This is a genomic window from Pseudolabrys sp. (genome assembly GCF_035943735.1).
Lineage (GTDB): Bacteria > Pseudomonadota > Alphaproteobacteria > Rhizobiales > Xanthobacteraceae > Pseudolabrys.
In genome coordinates this window covers 80,542-100,835 of sequence record NZ_DASZBV010000006.1, presented here as the reverse complement: position 1 = coordinate 100,835, position 20,294 = coordinate 80,542, and the positions used below count along the sequence as shown (strand labels likewise).

Genomic DNA, 20,294 nt, shown 5'->3' with positions numbered 1-20,294 from the left:
AGGCCGGCCCGAAGGCCGGCCTCTGGCTCCTGACGCGACCGCGGTCTCAGCTGCGGCTGCGCGTGCGGATCTGGAAGCTGTCGAAGCCGTATTCGGCGACCTGCCACCACAGATACTCGTCGTTGCGGTAAGCGGCGATCGCCTCCAGCACCTTCTTGTAGTTCGGGTTCTTGGCCGACTCCTCGGCGTTCACCTCGTTGGACGCCTTGAGACAGGCTTCCATGATCGGCAGGCTGAACGGCCGCAGTTGCGTGCCGCCGGCCACCAGACGCTTGAGCGCCTGCGGGTTGCGCGAGTCGTAGCGCGCCTGCTCCTCAACATTGGCGAAGCCGCAGGCCGCCTCGAGGATGGCCTTATAGCTCTTCGGCAGCTCGTTCCACTTGGCTAGATTGATCAACATGTGGTTGGTCGTGCCGCCTTCCCACCAGCCGGGATAGTAATAGTACTTCGCAACCTTATAGAAGCCGAGCTTCTCATCGTCGTACGGGCCCACCCATTCGGCCGCGTCGATGACACCCTTCTCGAGTGCCGGATAGATGTCGCCGCCGCCGATGAGCTGCGGCACGACGCCTAGCTTGGACACGGTCTTGCCGGCCCAGCCGCCGATGCGCATCTTGATGCCCTTGAGATCGTCGACCGTCTTGATCTCCTTGCGGAACCAGCCGCCCATCTGGCAGCCGGTGTTGCCGGCAAGCAGCGCCTTGCAATTGTATTTGCCGGCGAAGTCGTCGATCAGCTTCTGGCCGTCGCCGTCGTAGAACCAGGCGTTCTGCTGACGCGAATTGAGGCCGAACGGGAAGGCGCAGAACAGCGCCCAGGTCGGGTCCTTGCCGATGTAATAGTACATCGCAGTGTGACCCATTTCGACGGTGCCGTTCTGCACGGCGTCGAGCGCCTGCAGCGGCGGCACGATCTCGCCGCCGGCGAAGGTCTGGATCTGGAATTTGCCGTCGGTGGCCTCCGATACGTATTTGGCCACGGTCGTGCAGGCGCCGAACAAAGTGTCGAGCGACTTGGGCCAGCTCGCGGTCATGCGCCATTTGAGCGACGGCGATGACTGCGCGATGGCCGGCGCAGCGACGGCGGTTGCCGCGAGGCCTACGCCCGCGGTCTTCAGAAATTCGCGTCTTTTCATTGTGTCCTCCCTTGGAATCCCCTTTTCGGGGGCCGGACTGCTTCAGATTCGGCCTCGGCTGTCGGTAAGGATAGACCGCCAACGGGGGAAAACCAATTGTCGGAAAGCAATGAAAAACCCCGCCGGGGCCACCCGGCGGGGCTGGTTAGCCAGGCTGCAGCCCCGGGGCTCAGCCGTGGGCCCGCATCCGCACCATGAAGGCGTCAAAGCCCAGTTCGGCGACCTGCCACCACAGGTATGCGTCGCCACGGAAGGCCACCATGCTGTCGAGCACCTTCTTGAACTCGGCGTTCTTGGCGCCGACCTCGCTGTAGGTGGCCTGGGTGGCCTTGTAGCTCGCCTCCATCACAGGCTGCGGGAACGGACGCAGCAGCGCGCCGTCCGCGACCAGACGCTTGAGCGCCTGCGGATTGACGGCGTCATACTTCGCCTGCATCCACACATGCGCCCTATCCGAGGCAGAGCGAACGATCTCCTGATAGGCCTTCGGCAGCGAGTTCCATTTGTCCAGGTTGATGAAGTTGTGCAGCATCGCGCCGCCTTCCCACCAGCCCGGGTAATAGTAGTACTTCGCGACCTTATAGAAGCCGAACTTCTCGTCGTCATAGGGACCGACCCACTCGACGGCGTCGATCGTGCCCTTCTCCAGCGCCGGGTAGATATCGCCACCGGCGACCTGCTGCGGCACCGCGCCCATCTTGCTGAAGATCTGACCGTTCAATCCGGCGGTGCGGAATTTCAATCCCTTGAGATCGTCGACGGTCTTGATCTCCTTGCGGAACCAGCCGCCCATCTGCGTGCCGGTGTTGCCCGCCGGGAAGGCGATGAAATTGTATTTCTTGAAGAAGTTGTTGGCGAGATCGAGCGCGCCGCCGAAATACATCCACGACGTCTGCATGCGCGAGTTCAGGCCGAACGGCTGCGCGGTGAACAGTGCGAAGGTCGGGTCCTTGCCGACGTAGTAGTAGGACGCGGTGTGCGCCATCTCGACGGTACCGTTGCCGACGGCGTCCGCGGCCTGCAGGCCGGGCACGATCTCGCCGGCGGCGAAGGTCTGGATCTGGAATTTATTGTCGGTGGATTCGGCGACCGCCTTGGCGAACACCTCGCTCGCGCCGAAGATCGTGTCGAGCGAACGCGGGAAGCTCGAGGTCAGGCGCCACTTCACGGCGGGAGCCGATTGCGCGATGGCCGGCTTCGCGACGGCCGTCGCGGCGAGACCCGCGCCGGCTGCGCCCAAAAATTGTCGGCGTTTCATTGAATTCCAAACTCCGGTTTTTTCTGAGATGCCCGCCGGGACCGGCGGATTGCGCGTGACAAAGCAGGTCGGGGCCGCCGATGCCAGAGGCATCGGTTGCACACAGAGCATGCACGCCATGCAGGATTGAGCGGGCGCGTCGATCGGCGCCCGCGGCGCACTCAGCTACCGCGCATAATTCCGGAGACGGCGCTTACGCTTCGATGACGATCTTCGGCGCCGCGCGCTGCGGCCCGCCTTTGATCTGCGCCAGCACCTTTTCCGCGATCTCACGATAGATCTTCGCGTGCGGCCCATCCGGCTCGGTCGCCACCACCGGCAATCCGGCATCGGACTTCTCGCGGATCGTCATGTGCAGCGGCACCTCGCCGAGGAACGCCACACCCTGCCGCTCGGCCTCGTGCCGCGCGCCGCCGTGACCGAAGATGTCGGAGCGCGTGCCGCACTCGGGGCACAGGAAGTAGCTCATGTTCTCGACTACGCCGAGCACCGGCACGTTGACGCGGCGGAACATGGCGACGCCGCGCCGCGCATCGATGAGCGCCAGATCCTGCGGCGTCGAGACGATGACGGCGCCCTTCAGCGGCACCTGCTGCGCCATGGTCAGTTGCGCGTCGCCGGTGCCGGGCGGCATGTCGACCACGAGCACGTCGAGCTTGCCCCACTCGACCTCGCGCAGCATCTGCGTGATCGCCGATATCACCATCGGCCCCCGCCAGATCATCGGCGTGTCCTCATCGACGAGGAACCCGATCGACATCACGGAGAGGCCGTAACGGTCGATCGGCTTGAGCCGGTTCCCGCCGATCGTCTGCGGTTTCTCCTTGATCGCGAACAGCTTCGGAATCGACGGCCCGTAGATGTCGGCGTCGAGGACCCCGACCTTCAGCCCCAGATCGCGCAGCCCGAGCGCGAGGTTGACCGCCGTGGTCGATTTGCCCACCCCGCCCTTGCCGGAAGCAACCGCGATGATGGCGTCGACGCCGGGAATGCCCGGCTGCGCTTTGTCGGCCGGGTGCGCATGGGGGCGCTGCTGCGGCGCCGCGGCCGGACGCCCGCCCGGAGCAGGCTTGGCCCCACCGGCCTTTTCGGCCGTGAGCGCAACCAGCGCCGACTGCACCCCGGGCACCGCCTTGACCGCGTCCTCGGCGCGCTGGCGCACCGGCTCCCACGCCTTGACCGCGGCGGCATCGACGGTGAGCGAGAAGAACACCTTGCCGTCGCTGACCAGCACGTCCGACATGACGCCGGCCTCGGTCAGCGGCCTGCCGTCGGGCGCCGCCACCTGCGCGAGGGCTGCCAAAACCTGTTCATTGCCGACCGCCATGATGTCCGTTCCTTGATGTTTGCCGCGGATGGCGCCACCCGGGCGCGGCCACCATAGGCGGGACCGCAGGCGGGTCAATCCGCGCATAAAACCCGGTTGACGCGCCGCATCCGGCGATGACCTATTGCGGCAACGGCTGCCGGACAAGGTTCGGCCGACAACGCGAGGGAGAACGACGATGGCGAAGGTGGCGTTTCTGGGCCTGGGCGTGATGGGCTACCCGATGGCCGGGCATCTCAAGGCCAAGGGCGGCCACGAGGTCACCGTCTATAACCGGACCGCCAGCAAAGCCGACGCCTGGGTCAAGCAGTTCGGCGGCAAGTCGGCGCCAACGCCGAAGGCCGCAGCGCAGGGCCAGGATTTCGTGATGTGCTGCGTCGGCAACGACGACGACCTGCGCCAGGTCACGCTCGGCAAGGACGGCGCCTTCGGAATCATGACCGAAGGACAGGTTTTCGTCGACCACACCACCGCCTCCGCCGAGATCGCGCGCGAGCTTTACGATGCGGCGAAGAAAGGCGGCTTCGACTTCGTCGACGCGCCGGTGTCCGGCGGCCAGGCCGGCGCCGAGAACGGCGTGCTGACCGTGATGTGCGGCGGCGACGAAGCGGTGTTCAACAAGGCCAAACCGGTGATCGATGCCTACGCCCGCGCCTGCAATCTGATGGGCGCGCCGGGCTCCGGCCAGCTTGCCAAGATGTGTAATCAGATCTGTATCGCGGGCGTGGTGCAGGGGCTCTCGGAAGCGCTGCACTTCGCCAAGAAGGCGAACCTCGACGTCGAGAAGCTCATCGCCACCATTTCCAAGGGCGCCGCGCAGAGCTGGCAGATGGAGAACCGCTACAAAACGATGGTGGCGGGCAAGTTCGACCACGGATTTGCGGTGGACTGGATGCGCAAGGACTTAAGTATTTGTCTCGGTGAGGCGCGCAAGAACGGCGCCAGCCTCCCGGTGACCGCGTTGGTCGACCAGTTCTACGCCGAGGTGCAAAAGATGGGCGGCAAGCGCTGGGACACTTCGGCGCTGCTGGCGCGGTTGGAGCGGCAGTAGCCGCGCACGAGGCGGCTGGCGTCAGAACTCCAGTTTCCGTCCATCCTCGGCGAGCAAGACACCCCCTGCCCGCACCTCGTCGAGGCGCGCGAGCATGGTCGGATTCATGTGCGTGAGCATGGTCCGCTTTGCACCGAGGTCACCGAGCCGCTCCTTCAGGATCTCCCAGCTCATGTGGCCGGTCAGTTTTCCGGCATGGGCGTAGCATTCGCAGATGAAGAGGTCGGCGCCGCGCGCGATCGGCAATAGCGCCTCCGTCCATTCGGTGTCGCCCGAATAGGCGAACACCCTGTCGCCGTCCGAAAGGCGCAGCGCCGTCGACGGGGCGCCGGACTGGTGGACCACTTCGGCCGTCGTGATCGCATGGCCGAGCACCGCGTCGGCCACCCCGGGCGCGATCTCCTGCACGCTCCAGGCAAATTTCCACTTCGACCCGGTCGACCTGGGGAAGAACACATCCATGAGCGCGTCGAGCCGCGCGCGCGTCCCCGGCGGTCCGGCGATCAAGAGCGGCCGCTCGCGCCGCGACAGGAACTGCGCATCGAGCAACAGGAACGGCAAGCCGCCGAAATGATCGCCGTGCAGATGCGACAGCACCACGGCGTCGATACGGTTCGGGTCGAGCGCAAGCGCCTTCAGCGCCGGCAGCGCCGAGGCGCCGAAATCGACGGCCAGCGTGCCGCGCGCCGTCTCCAGCCAGAAGCAGGTATTGCTGCGCCCTCCCGACCCGAAGGCGTCGCCGCTGCCGACGATGGTGAGCTTCATATCACGCCTTCGCGCTCGGCCGCGCCGCGACCTCGGCGTGCCAGCGCTTCACATTCACCAATTCGTCCGGCACGGCAATGCGCGTCGGCTTCATGAAATCGATCGCGCACAAGGCAGTGATATCCGCGACGCTGTAGTGATCGCCGGCGACGAACGCGTGCCTGGCGAGCTCGGCATCGAGGATGCGCAGGAAGTCGATGACACGCGGCCGGTTGGCCTCTGCCCAGGCGGGCACCTGCGGCACTTCCAGCTCCTTCATCGCTGGATGCGTATGGCGGAAGACGTGCGCGACCGTGAACAAGAGGTTGAGCTCGCAGCGTCGGTTCCACATTTCGACGATGGCGATCTCCTCGGCGCCGGTACCGAACAGCGCCGGCTGCGGCCGCAGCGCCTCGAAATAGCGACAGATGGCGATTGACTCGGAAATGATCGTGCCGTCGTCGAGCTCCAGGGCCGGCATGCGCTGCAGCGGGTTGATGGTCGTATATTCCGGCGTCAGGTGCTGCTTCGCCATCATGTCGACCTGCTCGGTCGGCACCTCGATACCCTTCTCGGCGAGAAAAATGCGAACCCGGCGCGGATTGGGCGCCAACCTGCTGTCGTAGAGCTTCATGTACGGTCCCCGATCCCCATCGCCTGCGCCAAACCGACCATGGCGCACCGGCGCTGTCAAAGCCGCGGTTAAGATTCGTTAACCAGGCGCTTTAGGACCCTCTTAAGCTTGGTCTTAAGGATTATCGGCGAGGGTCAGGCTCCGATCCGTAGCATCGCGTCGATTATGCCCATTCCCGGCGAACAGCCCGATCTGAGCGCCCTGCCCCCGGAGACTTCTCCGGTGAAGCGGCGGCTCGCGGCCCAATACGTGCGCGAGGCGCGCGATCGGCTGACTTCGTCCAGCGGCACGCGACCGGCGTTCGATGTCGAACTGCTGCGGCTCTATGCGCAGACGCGGCTCTCGGCATCGCTGGTCATCCTCCTGCTAGTCGCCACTCTCGGCCTGTTGTCCGCGCTGTGGACCGGCGCGGTCGCCGCCGGCGCCTGGACGGCGTCGGTGCTCGTCATTCATGCAGTCATCATTACCAAGTGCCGGCAGTTTCTCGACACGCCCGCGAGCGAGGTTTCCAGTCACGCAGCGCGCACGCGCTTCATCATTCTCGACCTCTTCTACGGCCTCGCCTGGATGTTCGTTCTCATCCATCCGATCGGCTGGGACGAGAGCTCGAGCACGTTCATGCTCTTCGTCATGCTGCTGGTGGTCGCCGTCTCCAGCATGGTGGCCTCGAGCCTGCCGATCGCGGCCTTCGCGGCGACCTTCCCGGTCAGCTCGGCCGTAGCGCTCGACTTCGCCCTGCAGGGCACGTTGCGCTCGACGATCCTGGCGGTGATGGCGGTGACGGCGCAGGGCTATTTCGCCGTGCTCGCCTACCGGCTCTATTCGACCAGCCTCGCCACGCTCGAGGCGCGGGCGGAGAAGGACGCGCTGATCGGCGAACTGGAACAGGCCAAGGCCATCTCCGACGAGGCGCGCCGGCGCGCCGAGGCCGCCAACATTTCCAAGTCGCGATTCCTCGCGCAAATGAGCCACGAGCTGCGCACGCCACTCAACGCCATTCTCGGCTTCTCCGAAGTGATGAAGACCGAGGTATTCGGCGAACACTCGATCCCCGCCTACAAGGAATATTCCGCCGACATCCATAACTCCGGTGTGCACCTGCTCGGGCTGATCAACGAAATCCTCGATCTGTCACGCATCGAGGCGGGACGCTACGAATTGAACGAGGAATCCGTATCGCTGCCCGGCATCGTCGAGGACTGCCACCACCTCCTGAAGCTGCGCGCCACCAACCGCGGCATCACCATCCACGAGATGTTCGAGACCGAATTGCCGCGGCTGTGGGCGGACGAGCGCGCGATCCGCCAGATCTGCCTGAACCTCCTGTCGAACGCGATCAAGTTCACGCCGCAAGGCGGCGAGATCTGGCTGAAGGTCGGCTGGACGGCGTCGGGCGGCCAGTACATGAGCGTGAAGGATACCGGGCCGGGTATTCCGGAAGAGGAAATTCCGGTCGTGCTCGCCTCCTTCGGCCAGGGCTCCAACTCGATCAAGTCGGCCGAACAGGGCGCGGGCCTCGGCCTGCCGATCGCCAAGAGCCTCGTCGACCTGCATGGCGGCACGTTCCAGCTCAAGTCGAAGCTGCGGATCGGCACCGAAGTCATCGTGACCTTCCCGCCGGAGCGCGTGGTGGCCGCCATGGCGCCGATTTCCGAACAGGCGGCGCCGCCGCTTGCGCCGAATGCGCCGGTCCTGACGCCGGAAGAGAAGCGCCGCCTCAGCCGCCGCCCCCTGTTCCGTGTCGGGACCTGATGCGCGCCACGTTGCGACAATCGCGCGATTGCCTTCCCGTGCGCGCCGATTATGGTCACTGCGGATTCGAAGCTCAGTCACCCGCTTATGCAAACACCCTGCGTCAAAATCTGCACCCTCGACGCCCGCAGCGGGCTTTGTCTCGGCTGCGGCCGCACGCTCGACCAAATCGCCCGCTGGGGAAGCATGAGCGAGGCCGAGCGGGCGCGCATCATGGCGGAACTGGCGCAACGCGCCGCGCGCGGCCCGGTCGCGACTGCGGGGTGATCGCGTGAGCCGGCGTCTCACCTGGTCACTCGTCCTCGGCGTCGCGATGTCGCTGACCGCCTTGATTGCGAGCAGCGATCAGGACGCCATCACCAACCTGCTGCGGCATGACGTCAGCGCGCTGACGCTGAAGGCGGCGCTCATCGTCTGCGCCAGCGGCCTGCTGCTGGTGATCTTCAAGGACCGGCTGTCGTCTGTGATCGAGGCCGCCCTGTTCTGGGTCGTCGTCGGCCTCCTGCTGGTCGTCGGCTACAGTTACCGCCTCGAGCTGCGCCAGGCGGCAGATCAGGTGATCGCCGAATTGATGCCGGGCCATGTCGCCGGGCACGGACGCAATGCCGAGGTCGTACGCGGCCGGCGCGGCGATTTCGCCGTGGCGGTCCACATCAATGGCGCCAAGGTGGCGATGGTGATCGATACCGGCGCCACGGCCGTGGTGCTGACGCAGGAAGCCGCGCGGGCGGCGGGGCTGCCGATCGAGGTGCTCGACTATACGGTCAAGCTCGACACCGCGAACGGCCGCACCCGCGCCGCGCCGGTGACGCTCGACCGGCTCGCCGTCGGCAACCTGACCGAACGGCAGGTGCCGGCGCTGGTCGTGCAACACGGCCAGCTGCACAATAACCTGCTCGGCATGAGCTTCCTCAACCGGCTGGAAAGCTGGGAGGTGCGCGGCGACAAACTGCGCATGCGCGGCTACCCGTGAGCGCCGCGCTCAAAGCAGGCTGACGAAAAACCGTCCGGCGGCGAGCAGTAGGAAAACGCCGAAGGCGATCTCCAGTTTGCGCCGCGGCAGCCAGTGGGCGAGCCGGACGCCCCAACTCGCGGTGAAGCTCGACACCGGGGCCATGAGCACCACGCCGATCAGCGAGACAAAGCCGATCGACAGCGGCGGCAGTTCGGGACGGTACGACCAACCGGCGATCATGTAGCCGATCGTGCCGGCGATGGTGATCGGAACGCCGAGCCCGGACGAGGTCGCGACCGCCTGTTGCAGCGTCACGCCATAGAAGGTCAGCACGGCATTGGAGATCGAGCCGCCGCTGACGCCGACCAGCGACGAGAACAGCCCGGTGAGGAAACCATAGAAGGACTGCAGGCTGCGCCCGGGCAATTCCTTGCCGAGGCTGAAGCGATGCGTGCCCCAGAGCATGCGGGCGGCGATGAACAGGGCAAACAGCAGGAAGGCGATCTTGAACACCGCCGCCGGCGCGAAGCTTGCGGCGATCGCGCCGAGGACGACGCCGCCGACCGCCGGCAGCCACCACAAGCGCAACACTTCCACGAGCACGGCGCCGCGTTGCTTGTGCCCAAAGTAGGAGCGAATCGTCGTCGGCACGATGATGGCGAGCGAGGTGCCGATGCACAGCTGCATCCGCACATCCTCGGGCACGCCGAGCACGCGAAAGACCTCATAGAGAACGGGCACGATGATCGCCCCGCCGCCGATGCCGAACAGGCCGGCAAGGATGCCCACGAGGACGCCGGCGCCGACGATCCAGCCGGCAAGGAGAGTGATCTCGCTGATCGGATAGCCCAGCACGGCGGAAATCCCGGAGCGCCCTGCGACGCGGAAAAGATCAGGCGGCGATGTGCGCCAAATCGGCCCCACTGTCCAGTACGTGCGCCAGTGCTTCCACCAGGACCGCGGCGGAAGCATTCGGCCGCACGCCTTCGGTAGCGAGATGGCGGCGGAAGGCGCGCGCGCCAGGCACGGCGCGGAACAGGCCGAGCACGTGCCGCGTGATGGCGTGCAGGCGCACGCCCTTCGCCGTCTCGCGTTCGATGTACGGGACGAGCGCCAGGGCGGCGTCTTTCGGCGATGCAGAGGGCGCCGCCTCGCCGAACAACAGCGGATCGACGCTGAGCAGCCGCCACGGCTCCTGATAGGCGGCGCGGCCGAGCATCACGCCATCGAGGGGCCCGATTTCGGCTTGCGCCTGCTCGAGACTGGCGATGCCACCGTTGAGGATGATCTCGAGATCGGGATGCGCCGCCTTCAGGCGACGCACCAGCGCGTAATCGAGCGGCGGCACCTCGCGGTTCTCCTTCGGCGACAGGCCCTTCAGCCACGCCTTGCGCGCGTGCACGATCAGTGCATCAGGAGCAGCCGCCCTCACCGTCTCGGTGAAGCCGAACAGCGCCTCCTCCGGATCCTGGTCGTCGATGCCGATGCGGCATTTGACCGTGACCGGAATATCGACGGCCGCCTTCATCGCCGCGACGCAATCGGCGACGAGCCGCGGCTCGGCCATCAGGCAGGCGCCGAAGCGGCCTTCCTGCACGCGATCCGACGGGCAGCCGACGTTCAGGTTGATCTCGACGTAGCCGAAGTCGGCACCAATGCGGGCGGCGCGGGCGAGCGCCTGCGGGTCGCAGCCGCCGAGCTGCAGCGCGACCGGCTGCTCGAACAGATCGAAGCCCATGAGACGCGCACGATCGCCGTGCAGCACCGCGCCCGCCGTCAGCATCTCGGTGTAGAGCAGCGCGCGCCGGGTCAGCAGGCGGTGGAAGAACCGGCAATGCCGATCGGTCCAGTCCATCATCGGGGCGACCGAAAATCGTCGATTCACGGAATTACGCGTTTTTTCGTTCATCTACAGCATCTTGCTTAATTTTTGCGCCCCTCGGAGCCTGCTCGTTTTAGCTCGTTTCCGGCCGGTTTTCTCCCATTTTTCGTCGCTCAGTACGACATCCGGTACGACACGGGGGAAAAGTCGTACCGAAAACCTGTTCATGTCGTACCGCTTTTTGCTAGTCTTAGGAACCAAATCGGACATCGAGTTATGGGAACGATTGTAGAGCGTAAACGCAGCGATGGCTCGACAGCCTTCACCGCCCAGATCGTGGTGAAGCAAAACGGTCGGATCGTCCACCGGGAAGCCAAGACTCTCGATCGCAAACAGGCCGCCTACGCCTGGCTGGAAAAGCGGGAAAAGGAGCTCAAGGCCCCAGGCGGTCTCGACCGGAAAGACGATGTTCCATTCCGGAAAGTGATCGCCCGCTATCTGGATGAATCCGAGGGCAGCATGGGGCGTACCAAAGCCGCCTACTTGAAGAAAATGATGGAGAGCGACCTCGGCTCAATCAACTGCAGCGAGATGACGAGCGACAAACTTGTCGCCTTCTCGCGCACGCTTCCCGTTAAGCCGCAGACGCGGGCCAACTATTTCTCGCACCTGTCCCCCATTTTCGCGATCGCCACGCCGGCCTGGAAATACCCGCTGTCCAAACAGGAATTCGAGAACGCGCTGGAGTCAATGAAGCGGCTGAAGCTCATTGCTAAAAGCGCCGAGCGCGACAGGCGCCCTACTCTCGCCGAGCTCGACCAACTGATGGAGCATTTCGGCGAGAGACGATTCGACTCGGCCCCAATGCAGAAAATCATCGCGTTCGCGATCTTTTCCACGAGACGGCAGGAGGAAATTACGCGCCTGCAGTGGGACGACATGGATGGCGACCGCATCCTGGTCCGGGCCATGAAGGATCCAAAAAACAAGCAACAGAATAACGTTCGGTGCGAACTCACGCCTGAGGCGCTGCAGATTATCAATTCGATGCCGCGCATTGATTCGGCTATTTTTCCCTTCACCGCCGACGCGATCAGCTCTGCCTTCACGAAAGCAAGCAAGATTCTGGGTATCGAAGATCTGCACTTCCACGATCTTAGGCACGAAGGCATTTCACGCTTATTCGAGATGGGACTTACAATCCCGCAGGTCGCCGCCATTTCAGGACATCGAAGCTGGTCGAGCCTCAAAAGGTACACACACATCCGGAGGGGCGGAGATAAGTACGCTGATTGGCGATGGCTATCTGAGAGTGCCTGACGTCCGAGCCAGGCGGCCCAAAACTCGACTGCAAGTCGTAGGCTTGCATGGGCGTAGTGGGTCAGCGCTTTAATGAATCCGCCCGCGGGCGCTGAAAAGACCGGATCCGTCGCGGGACGACGGTGCGGCCTGTCACCGTAACGTCCAAGTAACGGATTCAAAATTGCCGAAATGCATACGATCGACGCCGAATTGCGGACTCGCGGCTGGATGAGTGCCAAATACGATAATCACTTCGGTGACGCTGGGAGTCTTGCTGGGAGTGCCCGCGCTCTATTAGACTTGGCGCAGGTTCATTGGGGCCAAGGTGCAGACGCTGGGCGAATGATCCCCACTCGATCGTCTCAATGCATCGTAACGCGCTGATTTATAAGCGCAAAATATTTCTTCTGACGGTCTAAATTCGACCGTCGGTCCGTCAAATTTCTTCGCTTTTGATTTCAAAGGGAAAAACGCGCGATTCAAATTTCGCGCGGCTTCGACAACTATCGCTATCGATCGGTCGATCGGTCGATTTTCTCTGTCCACCGTCACCAAAGGGCCTACATGCGGCTCAGAGAAAAAGACCGTCAGACACTACCATACCGAGGCGCCTATGTCAGCTTTGATCGGGGCGCTGGCCGGTTCCGCAACGCGATCGACTTTCCTTCCGCCTCGAGCTGTTCCGATCAGCCGCATAATCCAGCGGGAAGGAGAGATGATACATTGCCTCGGACGACTGACTGAGACGATCGAGGAGTCGGATCACCCGAGCTCCATAGAATGCTCTGCTCCGGCCGGCGGGCAGCCCGCCAACTCGGCTTCATGCGCTTCGCCTCTGATGAAGGCGGCGCAGTAATCTATGACTTCCGAGATTGGCCTGCGTGCCGGGCCCTTCACGCTGCACTCCCACACTGTCAGCAGACGCCAGCCGGCACGCTACAGCGCTTGGGCGGTACGAACGTCGCGTTCCCGATTACCGGAAATCTTTTTGGCCCAAAATTCTGGCCGCGTCGCCGGCATTCTGAAGAGTGGGCAGTCATGGCCGTGCCAGAAGCAGCCATGTATCAGGATGACCGCATGATATTTCGGAAACACAATATCCGGCTTGCCGGGAAGCTTTGCCCCATGCAACCGGAAGCGTAGACCTGCCGCATGCAGGCCACGCCGCAGCAGCATCTCGGGTTTGGTATCCTTTCCCCGGATACGGCTCATGTTGAGTCGACGCTGCTCTGAGGTCAGTACATCCACTGTTAAGAAGATCCCGTTGCATCGGCGACGATCTGCCGGAGCGCCGCCGCGATCTCTCCCGCCGTCATGCCGGGACGCAGTGTCACCGCGCCGAAGCGGAAGCCGACGCGGTAATCCGGATGAAACAGTCGCCCCGGCATGGGCGTCTCCCTGTACCCGGTCGCGAGCGCCGGCAGATGCGGCGTCAGCAGATAGGCAGCGGTGACGATACCCGCGATAGCCCCGGATTCGACCTCCCGCACGAGCGCGTCTCGATATGTGTGGATCGAGCTGAGCGCATCATTTAGCCCGTCATCGATCCGGTACTTTGCATCAAGAACGATAAGCCGGCCGGCCACTCCGGCTGTGGCGGGTTCATGCGCAGCGACAACGTCCGGCGCCATGATGCGGCTGTAGGAGCCGCGCCGGTCGGGTTCGATCCAGAATTCCCGATACTGTTTTTGAAAGCAGAGCTTCCAGCCCGAGCCGACGGGTACGGTGACAGCGCCAGCGGCCAGCGTCACACCACCGGCAGCATCGCCGATAAAGAGATCGCGAATATCGAGCCCGGCCGGCCCGTACTCTTCCGCCGCCGCGCGCACGAGGCGCAGGAAACACCACAGCTCGTAAAGCTCGAAGGTGCGCGCAAGCGGCAGGTTGAGAAAATCGCCGAACACGGCGGCGATCCCCAGATTCATATTCTGCCACAGGCGGTAGAAGGCACGGTAAGCCGGATCATTGCGGAACAGCGCCGAGAGTGTCAGCCGCGGTGCGGCATCTCCGGATTCGGCAAAGGGCGCTTCCTTCGCGAGTTGACCCACACGGCGGGAAAGCCGCCGGCAGCGTATGGCCCATGCCGCTGCACCGTGCCGAAGCTCCGTGTCATCTTCGGGCCGGCTGCGCTCGAGCTGTTGCGCCGCCGCTTCCAGCCAACCCGACCAGTTTCGCAGACACGCGCCCATCTGGCGATGTTCGGGGAGATCGAGCGAACTGAGGCGCTGGCGGACGCGAATGCGTTCCGGCAAGGCGCCCTTCAGCGCCGCCGGCAGGCGTGATGGTTTTGCCGATTCATGGACGATCCGCCCCGAGCGGAACGAGCGCAACACTTCGAGCCCGGTGGCGCGATTTGCGCGATGATACGGCAGCACCGTTTCCTCCGCCGTCAGCATCCGGCGCGGATTGCGCGCGATGGCAGCAACGGCGGTGTCCAGTTTCTCGATCCGCGAACGCAGGAATTCCAGCCGGGCGATGGCCGGCGGACGGCCGCCACTCCCGCGCGCGACGGCCTTGCGAAAACTGCTGAGTGAGAACAGCGCAAAGGTATCGTCGAGAATTTCGCGCACCATCGCGTCGAAATCATCGCGGGTGAGCTTGCGCCTGTCCGGGTCTGTTATGACCTCGAAACGACGCGGCGCATGGCCGGCAAATCGCAATTCCGCCTCGACCAGACCGGCATGAAAACCCGGCGACCAGCGCCAGCGTGCCGTGTCCGGCGCGCGGGCGCGGAGCGCTTCGAGCGGAATGTCGTCAATCAGCAGGTCGGCATTTGCCGCGTCAGGACTGTCGTGCAGCTCGAACAGATAGCTGCCGGTTTCCTGCACCGAACCGGGCGCAACCGTTTCGGGGTCCGGCCAAACCCGCCATGCCGCGAAGGTCGTCTCGCTGCGCATGAGCAGAGCCAGCATCGGCGATCCTCACCGGCTGGCTTGAAAGGAGCCGAACTCATCAAGATCGGCGGTCAGCTTCGCAATGAAATCCTGCGAGCGAGGCAGACCGTCCAAGACCTTCGAGAGGCCGGTCAGAAGCGGGCGCTGGCGTTCGCCGCCGCGCAACTTCACCAGCACCTTCTGCACCATCAGATCATCGGTGACGCCGGCGGCGCCGGCCGCCAGATGCGCGGCGCTGAAGGCGTGATACCGCACGGCCTCTTCCGCGACGCGGTAGCCGATGCCAAGCCCGTGCGCGATCATGATTCCCTGCACCGCGACCAGATGGTTCTCGCAGGCGGCACGCGCGTCTTTCAACGCCGGCTCGCGGGCTTCAAGACCGGCAAGGAAACCGGGCAGATCGACCGCCGACATATCGATAACCACCGCCCGATCGAGAACCTTATCGCTGACCGGGTTCGTCGTCTCATCGATGTTGATGGTGCCAGCGATATACAGATTTGGCGGCAGCGGAAGGGCCGCCGGTACAGTCGTTCCGTTTGAGCCTTCTAGCGGCACGCCGTGGGCATGGAGCTGAAGCGCTTCCTCTGTCTCGATCGCCGACAGAACGTCCGAGAAATAGTATTCGACCCGCGCCAGATTCATTTCATCGAGCACGACGAAAACGGGCGAGCGCCGGTGCGCAGTTGCCAGCAGCACCGCTTCAAGGAATGTCGGGACCATGTACCGGTTCGACAGCACGTCGTAATAGCCCGTCAGCCCCGTGGGGTCGGTCCATTCGGGCCGCACGAAGGCGCCGTCGGTCGTCTTGACCGACTTTCACAATGCGCTGGTCGAGAAATACGGCGACAAGGCCAAGAAGCAGAACCGCTCAATCAATGTGGACTTCGGAGTGAAAGCCGACGCCGAGGACAACACCGACTATCGCGTCATCAGCGTCGATGTCGTCCCGGCTTTCGACAAAGACGATGATTTCGAGATTCCCGACAATGAGGTCGGCAAATGGACCGAGACCAACCCGAAGGTCCATGCTGAAAAGGCAACAGCCGCGCATCAGGCCTATTCCAGCGAGTGGAAGGGGTTGGTGCGGATGGTCAAATACTGGAACAACAATCCCAAGCATGGCGAGAAACCTGTGAAACCCTCGTTCCTGCTCGAGGTCATGGCGCTTCAGTGCCTTCATGGCGGCTGGGGCGGCAGTTTCGATCGCGAGATGCAGGGGTTCTTTGCGACGTTTGCCGATCGGATCTTCGATGAATGGCCGGATCCCGCCGGCCTCGGCCCGGCAGTCAGCAATGGGATGGATTCGGCACGCAAGACTCGGGCGCGCGACCTTCTGCGTGCGGCGGAGCGCCAAGCGACGCTCGCGATCGATCATGTCCGCCGCGGCCGGAATGGCGAGGCGCTCAGAGCCTGGCGCGAGCTCTTTGGTCCGAAATTTCCGTTGTCCTGACGGGCGCGGATCAACTCCTGTAGAGGTCTTCGATGTCAGAATAGTCCCTGTCCCAGCTTCTCTCCTCGCTGCACGAAGATATTCAGCAGCGTCTGGCGACCGTGCGGAAGACGTTCAGCCATCCCGGCACGAAGGGTGACGCCAGCGAGAATGTCTGGATCAGCTTGCTGGAGACATACCTGCCGAAGCGCTATCAGGCGGCGAAGGCACATGTGGTGGATAGTCTCGGAAATTTCAGTCAGCAGATCGACGTGGTCGTCTTCGATCGCCAATATTCACCCTTCATCTTCACCTATGAGAATGAGACCATCATTCCTGCTGAAAGCGTTTACGCTGTCTTTGAGGCCAAGCAGACAGCGGACGCCGCTCTCGTCGCTTACGCGCAGGAGAAGGTCGCCAGCGTTCGGCGCTTGCACCGCACGAGCCTCCCCATTCCCTACGCGAAGGGCGTGTATCCGGCCAAACCGTTGATTCCGATCTTGGGAGGCCTTCTGACGTTCGAGAGCGAGTGGAGCCCGGCGCTGGGGCCGTCATTTGGAAAGGCGCTAGCTGCGGAGGTCGGTGACGGACGCCTCGATCATGGCTGCGTCGCATCGCACGGCCATTTCTTCTTCGATCAAACCGCTGCCCGCTACACGTTCGTCAGCGAGAACAAGCCGGCGACGGCGTTCCTGTTCAAGCTGATTTCACAGCTTCAATTTTAGCGGGACCGTACCAATGATCGACGTTGAAGCTTATGGTCAATGGCTGACCAAATAGCTCCCTCCCCTACCGCGAAGACTCTCCGCGTGCCCGCCCGGCTCGTCTCGTACGTGGCGCCAACAACTTGTCGCCCGATTTCCACGCTTTGACGTTCTGTGCTTTCCACCGTAGGGCCGGACTGGCTTCTATCGAGGCGCGCACGTTTTCCGGCACCTCCAGAGCGGACGCGTCTATCTCACCTCGTTCCAGCACGGCATCCAGAAATGCCATCTCCCCGGCCGTGAACTGAAACAGCGGCGCGAGCTTCTCCCGGCATTCTGCCGTGACGCTCTCGATCCAGGCCGCCGGACCGCCGAAGGCATCGAAATACCGATCGTGCAGACACATGGTCAGCTTGCCGGTGATGTCGCCGACCTCGCATCCAATCTCGTCCGGCGAAGCCGTGCGCCAGTCGAAGCTCTTGGCGCTCGCGCCGATCATCAAGGTGGCTACCTTGATCTTCGCCCAGTCGAGCTCCGGCATGGCGATGATGCGGTGCGCATCGAACAGATCGCGCGCGGTGCGCCGCGTGGCCAGCGCGACCATCTTGCCGGCAACGATCTCATGGATGTCGAGAACCGGCACGTTCGTGGCTTGAAAGGGTCCGATAGCCGTTGATGGCATGCGAGCCACACCGTAGAGCGGTCCGCGATAGAGGTAATTGATGTCGATCTCGATGGTCCCCGCCCCGCCGAGCGCGGAGGCATAACGGTAGATCCATTTCCCGCCGGCGTGTTCGGACGGCTCACGCCGCGCGGCATAGCCCTTTGATTCCATCAGCCGCTCGATCCGGTCCTCCAGTCCCGGCCGATCGACATCCATCTGCTCTTTCTCGAGCGCGCCGACATAGTTGACGTCGATATCGACCGAGAGGCGGTCCAGATCGGAATGGAAGACGTTGAGCGCCGTGCCCCCCTTCAAGGCGATCCGCGGACTGATCAGCGTGTCGGCACCGAAGGCGTCAAGAATATCGATCAGCCGGATCACCCGCTCCAGGGTGGCAGGCTGAAGCTGCCGCTCGGCCGCGATGTCCTGGAGGGTTTCTCGCGACGCAGCCATCAGACGCCTTCAAAGGCGGCGTCGACCACCTGCGCCGGGAGAAGCACGCGCCACGGCTCGACGAACACGGCATGACCAGGTTCAGCGCCCAGCGCATAGTGTTTCGATCGCGGAAGCCGTGATCGCAGGCGCGCCAGGACATCGTCGGCAACGCCGAGCGCGCCGCGCCGCCTCTCGAGCCACCAGCCGGAAACGGAGGCGAGCGAGCGGTTGTCCAGCAGTTCGACATAGTCGGCAACCTTCGCCGGATCGAGATAGCGCACCAGGTCCAGCGACTTCAGGACTTCCTCGGCGCCGCCGGCGAGGTCCGGCCGGTGCAGGACGTCGACGACCGTGCGTTCGACCGCGGTCACGCGGACCGTTACCCCCTGCCGATCCATGGTCACGGTCAGATAGTCGGTCTTGCCGGCCGCGGCCAGCGCCTTCGGCGGCGCGACGAAGCGGCAAGCCCCAAACGGCAGATCCACGCGTTCGGTCCGTCCGGCGCTTACGAGCTGGACTTCGCTGAACTCGGAATAGGCTATGCCATGCAGCTCAAGGGCGGAGTGAAACCCCAAGACGCCATCGGGACGCAGCTTGCTCGCCGCGGCGAAGCGGTCGATCACCATCCGCTCCGCCGGCAGATGGGCGGGCACTGCGGCAAACACCTCGCGACTGACGCGCTTGATGTTGCCGGCCCGCAGATGATGCCGCAGCAGGCTCGTAACATTGGCCCCGCCGGCCCGGTGGCCGAAGGCCGCCGCGAACTCAGCCCGGGTGAACACCGGATGAGCCGACAGGAAGCTGGCCGTTTTGTGCTGGCGAGGTTGCATAGCCAGTCTACGATTCTATGCGAAAGAGGGCAATAAATAGCCATTCTGATGCATATTTGTCAACGAACGCTTGTCGCACGGACGGCCCGGCGGCCCGGGCTTATCGTCGCAAAAATTGCGCAATATGGGCTATAAATTACCCTTTCTATCGCTCTTTCTTAAACCAACGCTCACCCCGCAACGCCCCGACAGGGAGAATGCAGACCGGTTTTCCGTGACGGGTTGAGGGCTGGGAGAGAGGCTCCCGGCGCCCGTCGCGGAGATCCGCGATGTCCAGACACACCGCTCGCGCTCGTTCCGGCTCCGACCGGACGAGCCTCTATGACGAAATCACCACCAAGATCATCGCCACCAAGATCATCGGCGAGCTGGAGGCCGGCCGCGTGCCCTGGGTCCAGCAGTGGGGGACGGCAGCGGCGAAGGCGCCGCTCGCCATGTCGGACGCCGCCACCAGCCGGCAATATTCCGGGATCAATGTGCTGATCCTTTGGGGCTCGGTGATCGAGCACGGTTTCCCCGTCCAGGGCTGGGTCACCTTCCGCCAAGCGCTGTCGCTCGGCGGCGGCGTTCGCAAGGGAAGTCCGGCACTACTGTCATCGATGCCGCCGCTTCGTCCGGATGAAAACAATCGCGCGCAGGAGACCGGCGAGGAAGCTCAACCGATCCCTTTCCTGGACCGCTTCACCGTCTTGAACATGACGCAGTGTGTGAGCGTCTGCCCGACGCTCTCGCGGTCACTACGCCGTCGGCGGAGCCGGTCGGATATCGAGCCAACGGTCAAGACGCTGATCGAGGCGACGGGCATCGATTTACGGATTGGCAGCGAGCCTTTCACATGCTCGCGCACGCCCCTCGCCTGTCGAGCGGATGACTGGCGCCGCACCGCGTCCGCAGCACGGGCCGCCCACGCATGAAGTCCAAGAACGTTAAGGATCGACTGAGCTGGCCAGGGTCCGAAACAGACGCGAGTGCGGAACGATTTTTTTTCGGCCCCCCGTTACTACGGGAAAAAGTAACGGTTGGTTTGGGAAAAGTAACGCCAATTTCGCGCGATTCTTCGCCGATTTAGGCGGCATCAAAAAGGCTGTAACGTCTGGTTTGATCGGAAGAAGACACCTTTGCTTCCTCGTTGTGCGCGGCGCCATCGCCTTTCAGCCAAAAGCGGAAGCGCCGCCTCTGCGCACGGACTGGCATAGCGCGCGCAGGCGAGGCCGTTCGTCTTTCTCGCTAATCGCACGACCAGCGCCTAGACGGCCGCTTCACACAATCGATGAGCTTCATTCGCCCCTAGATCGCAGCGCTTTTGCTGCGTCCCTTCCCGAGACCGCCCTTCGGACAGGCGTGGGGGCGGGCAC

General features: G+C 63.7%; 17 protein-coding genes and 3 pseudogenes. 8 read left to right on the top strand and 12 right to left on the bottom strand.

The window, feature by feature from the left end; all coding sequences use genetic code 11:
• Positions 1 to 46: 46 nt before the first annotated feature.
• The 3 genes from VGV41_RS03495 to apbC form a co-directional block, all read right to left on the bottom strand.
• Entirely contained in the window at positions 47 to 1,135 is a 1,089-nt protein-coding gene (locus VGV41_RS03495) for a TRAP transporter substrate-binding protein (RefSeq protein WP_326862264.1), read from the bottom strand.
• A gap of 169 nt (positions 1,136 to 1,304) precedes the next feature.
• Complete coding sequence (locus VGV41_RS03490) at positions 1,305 to 2,393, bottom strand: TRAP transporter substrate-binding protein (protein ID WP_326862263.1); 1,089 nt, start codon at positions 2,391 to 2,393, stop codon at positions 1,305 to 1,307.
• Between the two features lie 193 nt (positions 2,394 to 2,586).
• Positions 2,587 to 3,720 (bottom strand): iron-sulfur cluster carrier protein ApbC, encoded by a 1,134-nt coding sequence (apbC, locus tag VGV41_RS03485; protein ID WP_326862262.1) that lies wholly within the window; start codon positions 3,718 to 3,720, stop codon positions 2,587 to 2,589.
• A gap of 178 nt (positions 3,721 to 3,898) precedes the next feature.
• Here apbC and VGV41_RS03480 point away from each other — a divergent pair, with 178 nt between their 5' ends.
• Positions 3,899 to 4,771 carry an NAD(P)-dependent oxidoreductase gene (locus VGV41_RS03480; RefSeq protein ID WP_326862261.1) on the top strand — a complete coding sequence of 291 codons (873 nt, stop codon included), beginning with the start codon at positions 3,899 to 3,901 and terminating at the stop codon, positions 4,769 to 4,771.
• Between the two features lie 21 nt (positions 4,772 to 4,792).
• Here the strand turns inward: VGV41_RS03480 and VGV41_RS03475 are convergent, their stop codons facing one another.
• Positions 4,793 to 5,536, bottom strand: coding sequence for an MBL fold metallo-hydrolase (locus tag VGV41_RS03475; protein ID WP_326862260.1), 744 nt, complete (start codon positions 5,534 to 5,536; stop codon positions 4,793 to 4,795).
• Position 5,537: 1 nt separating this feature from the next.
• On the bottom strand, positions 5,538 to 6,149 hold the full coding sequence (locus VGV41_RS03470; protein WP_326862259.1) for a glutathione S-transferase: 612 nt from the start codon (positions 6,147 to 6,149) through the stop codon (positions 5,538 to 5,540).
• Positions 6,150 to 6,314: 165 nt separating this feature from the next.
• On the opposite strand from VGV41_RS03470, the gene VGV41_RS03465 reads away from it, so the two are divergent.
• The 3 genes from VGV41_RS03465 to VGV41_RS03455 all read left to right on the top strand — a co-directional run bounded on the left by VGV41_RS03465 (position 6,315) and on the right by VGV41_RS03455 (position 8,874).
• Positions 6,315 to 7,901: a HAMP domain-containing sensor histidine kinase gene (locus tag VGV41_RS03465; protein WP_326862258.1), complete on the top strand. Its 1,587-nt coding sequence runs from the start codon at positions 6,315 to 6,317 to the stop codon at positions 7,899 to 7,901.
• A gap of 87 nt (positions 7,902 to 7,988) precedes the next feature.
• Positions 7,989 to 8,168 (top strand): DUF1289 domain-containing protein, encoded by a 180-nt coding sequence (locus tag VGV41_RS03460; RefSeq protein ID WP_326862257.1) that lies wholly within the window; start codon positions 7,989 to 7,991, stop codon positions 8,166 to 8,168.
• A gap of 196 nt (positions 8,169 to 8,364) precedes the next feature.
• Positions 8,365 to 8,874, top strand: coding sequence for a TIGR02281 family clan AA aspartic protease (locus VGV41_RS03455; protein WP_414705057.1), 510 nt, complete (start codon positions 8,365 to 8,367; stop codon positions 8,872 to 8,874).
• Between the two features lie 9 nt (positions 8,875 to 8,883).
• Here VGV41_RS03455 and VGV41_RS03450 read toward each other — a convergent pair whose 3' ends face one another.
• Both VGV41_RS03450 and dusA read right to left on the bottom strand, forming a co-directional pair.
• Positions 8,884 to 9,711, bottom strand: a complete 828-nt coding sequence (locus tag VGV41_RS03450; protein WP_326862256.1) for a sulfite exporter TauE/SafE family protein — start codon at positions 9,709 to 9,711, stop codon at positions 8,884 to 8,886.
• 37 nt (positions 9,712 to 9,748) lie between these two features.
• Positions 9,749 to 10,765, bottom strand: coding sequence for a tRNA dihydrouridine(20/20a) synthase DusA (dusA, locus tag VGV41_RS03445; RefSeq protein WP_326862255.1), 1,017 nt, complete (start codon positions 10,763 to 10,765; stop codon positions 9,749 to 9,751).
• 189 nt (positions 10,766 to 10,954) lie between these two features.
• Between dusA and VGV41_RS03440 the strand changes: the two genes are divergently transcribed.
• Positions 10,955 to 11,998: a site-specific integrase gene (locus VGV41_RS03440; RefSeq protein WP_326862254.1), complete on the top strand. Its 1,044-nt coding sequence runs from the start codon at positions 10,955 to 10,957 to the stop codon at positions 11,996 to 11,998.
• 918 nt (positions 11,999 to 12,916) lie between these two features.
• Here VGV41_RS03440 and VGV41_RS03435 read toward each other — a convergent pair.
• From VGV41_RS03435 to VGV41_RS03425, 3 genes are read right to left on the bottom strand one after another with little or no spacing between them, the layout of a single operon-like run.
• Positions 12,917 to 13,228 carry a very short patch repair endonuclease gene (locus VGV41_RS03435; RefSeq protein WP_326862253.1) on the bottom strand — a complete coding sequence of 104 codons (312 nt, stop codon included), beginning with the start codon at positions 13,226 to 13,228 and terminating at the stop codon, positions 12,917 to 12,919.
• Positions 13,229 to 13,230: 2 nt separating this feature from the next.
• On the bottom strand, positions 13,231 to 14,892 hold the full coding sequence (locus VGV41_RS03430) for a DUF2357 domain-containing protein (RefSeq protein WP_326862252.1): 1,662 nt from the start codon (positions 14,890 to 14,892) through the stop codon (positions 13,231 to 13,233).
• 9 nt (positions 14,893 to 14,901) lie between these two features.
• Positions 14,902 to 15,663 (bottom strand): hypothetical protein, encoded by a 762-nt coding sequence (locus tag VGV41_RS03425; protein ID WP_326862251.1) that lies wholly within the window; start codon positions 15,661 to 15,663, stop codon positions 14,902 to 14,904.
• 1 nt (position 15,664) lies between these two features.
• Here VGV41_RS03425 and VGV41_RS03420 point away from each other — a divergent pair.
• Positions 15,665 to 16,327, top strand: a pseudogene (locus VGV41_RS03420) (CBASS oligonucleotide cyclase); the annotation flags it as partial.
• 47 nt (positions 16,328 to 16,374) lie between these two features.
• A pseudogene (nucC, locus tag VGV41_RS03415) lies at positions 16,375 to 17,086 on the top strand (CBASS effector endonuclease NucC).
• 9 nt (positions 17,087 to 17,095) lie between these two features.
• Here nucC and VGV41_RS03410 read toward each other — a convergent pair.
• Positions 17,096 to 18,127, bottom strand: a complete 1,032-nt coding sequence (locus tag VGV41_RS03410) for a nucleotidyl transferase AbiEii/AbiGii toxin family protein (protein ID WP_326862250.1) — start codon at positions 18,125 to 18,127, stop codon at positions 17,096 to 17,098.
• The gene (locus VGV41_RS03405; protein WP_326862249.1) at positions 18,127 to 18,939 is read right to left on the bottom strand and encodes a type IV toxin-antitoxin system AbiEi family antitoxin domain-containing protein; all 813 of its coding nucleotides are present in this window, start codon (positions 18,937 to 18,939) and stop codon (positions 18,127 to 18,129) included. The genes VGV41_RS03410 and VGV41_RS03405 overlap by 1 nt, the downstream gene beginning before the upstream one ends.
• A gap of 269 nt (positions 18,940 to 19,208) precedes the next feature.
• On the opposite strand from VGV41_RS03405, the pseudogene VGV41_RS03400 reads away from it, so the two are divergent.
• Positions 19,209 to 19,766 (top strand): annotated as a pseudogene (locus VGV41_RS03400) (ArdC-like ssDNA-binding domain-containing protein); the annotation flags it as partial.
• Between the last annotated feature and the right edge of the window lie 528 nt (positions 19,767 to 20,294).

Bases quoted from the DNA above. Each gene is read 5' to 3' on its own strand.
- VGV41_RS03495 (WP_326862264.1), bottom strand. From the start codon at position 1,135: ATGAAAAGACGCGAATTTCTGAAGACCGCGGGCGTAGGCCTCGCGGCA.
- VGV41_RS03490 (WP_326862263.1), bottom strand. From the start codon at position 2,393: ATGAAACGCCGACAATTTTTGGGCGCAGCCGGCGCGGGTCTCGCCGCG.
- apbC (WP_326862262.1), bottom strand. From the start codon at position 3,720: ATGGCGGTCGGCAATGAACAGGTTTTGGCAGCCCTCGCGCAGGTGGCG.
- VGV41_RS03480 (WP_326862261.1), top strand. From the start codon at position 3,899: ATGGCGAAGGTGGCGTTTCTGGGCCTGGGCGTGATGGGCTACCCGATG.
- VGV41_RS03475 (WP_326862260.1), bottom strand. From the start codon at position 5,536: ATGAAGCTCACCATCGTCGGCAGCGGCGACGCCTTCGGGTCGGGAGGG.
- VGV41_RS03470 (WP_326862259.1), bottom strand. From the start codon at position 6,149: ATGAAGCTCTACGACAGCAGGTTGGCGCCCAATCCGCGCCGGGTTCGC.
- VGV41_RS03465 (WP_326862258.1), top strand. From the start codon at position 6,315: ATGCCCATTCCCGGCGAACAGCCCGATCTGAGCGCCCTGCCCCCGGAG.
- VGV41_RS03460 (WP_326862257.1), top strand. From the start codon at position 7,989: ATGCAAACACCCTGCGTCAAAATCTGCACCCTCGACGCCCGCAGCGGG.
- dusA (WP_326862255.1), bottom strand. From the start codon at position 10,765: ATGAACGAAAAAACGCGTAATTCCGTGAATCGACGATTTTCGGTCGCC.
- VGV41_RS03440 (WP_326862254.1), top strand. From the start codon at position 10,955: ATGGGAACGATTGTAGAGCGTAAACGCAGCGATGGCTCGACAGCCTTC.
- VGV41_RS03430 (WP_326862252.1), bottom strand. From the start codon at position 14,892: ATGCTGGCTCTGCTCATGCGCAGCGAGACGACCTTCGCGGCATGGCGG.
- VGV41_RS03410 (WP_326862250.1), bottom strand. From the start codon at position 18,127: ATGGCTGCGTCGCGAGAAACCCTCCAGGACATCGCGGCCGAGCGGCAG.
- VGV41_RS03405 (WP_326862249.1), bottom strand. From the start codon at position 18,939: ATGCAACCTCGCCAGCACAAAACGGCCAGCTTCCTGTCGGCTCATCCG.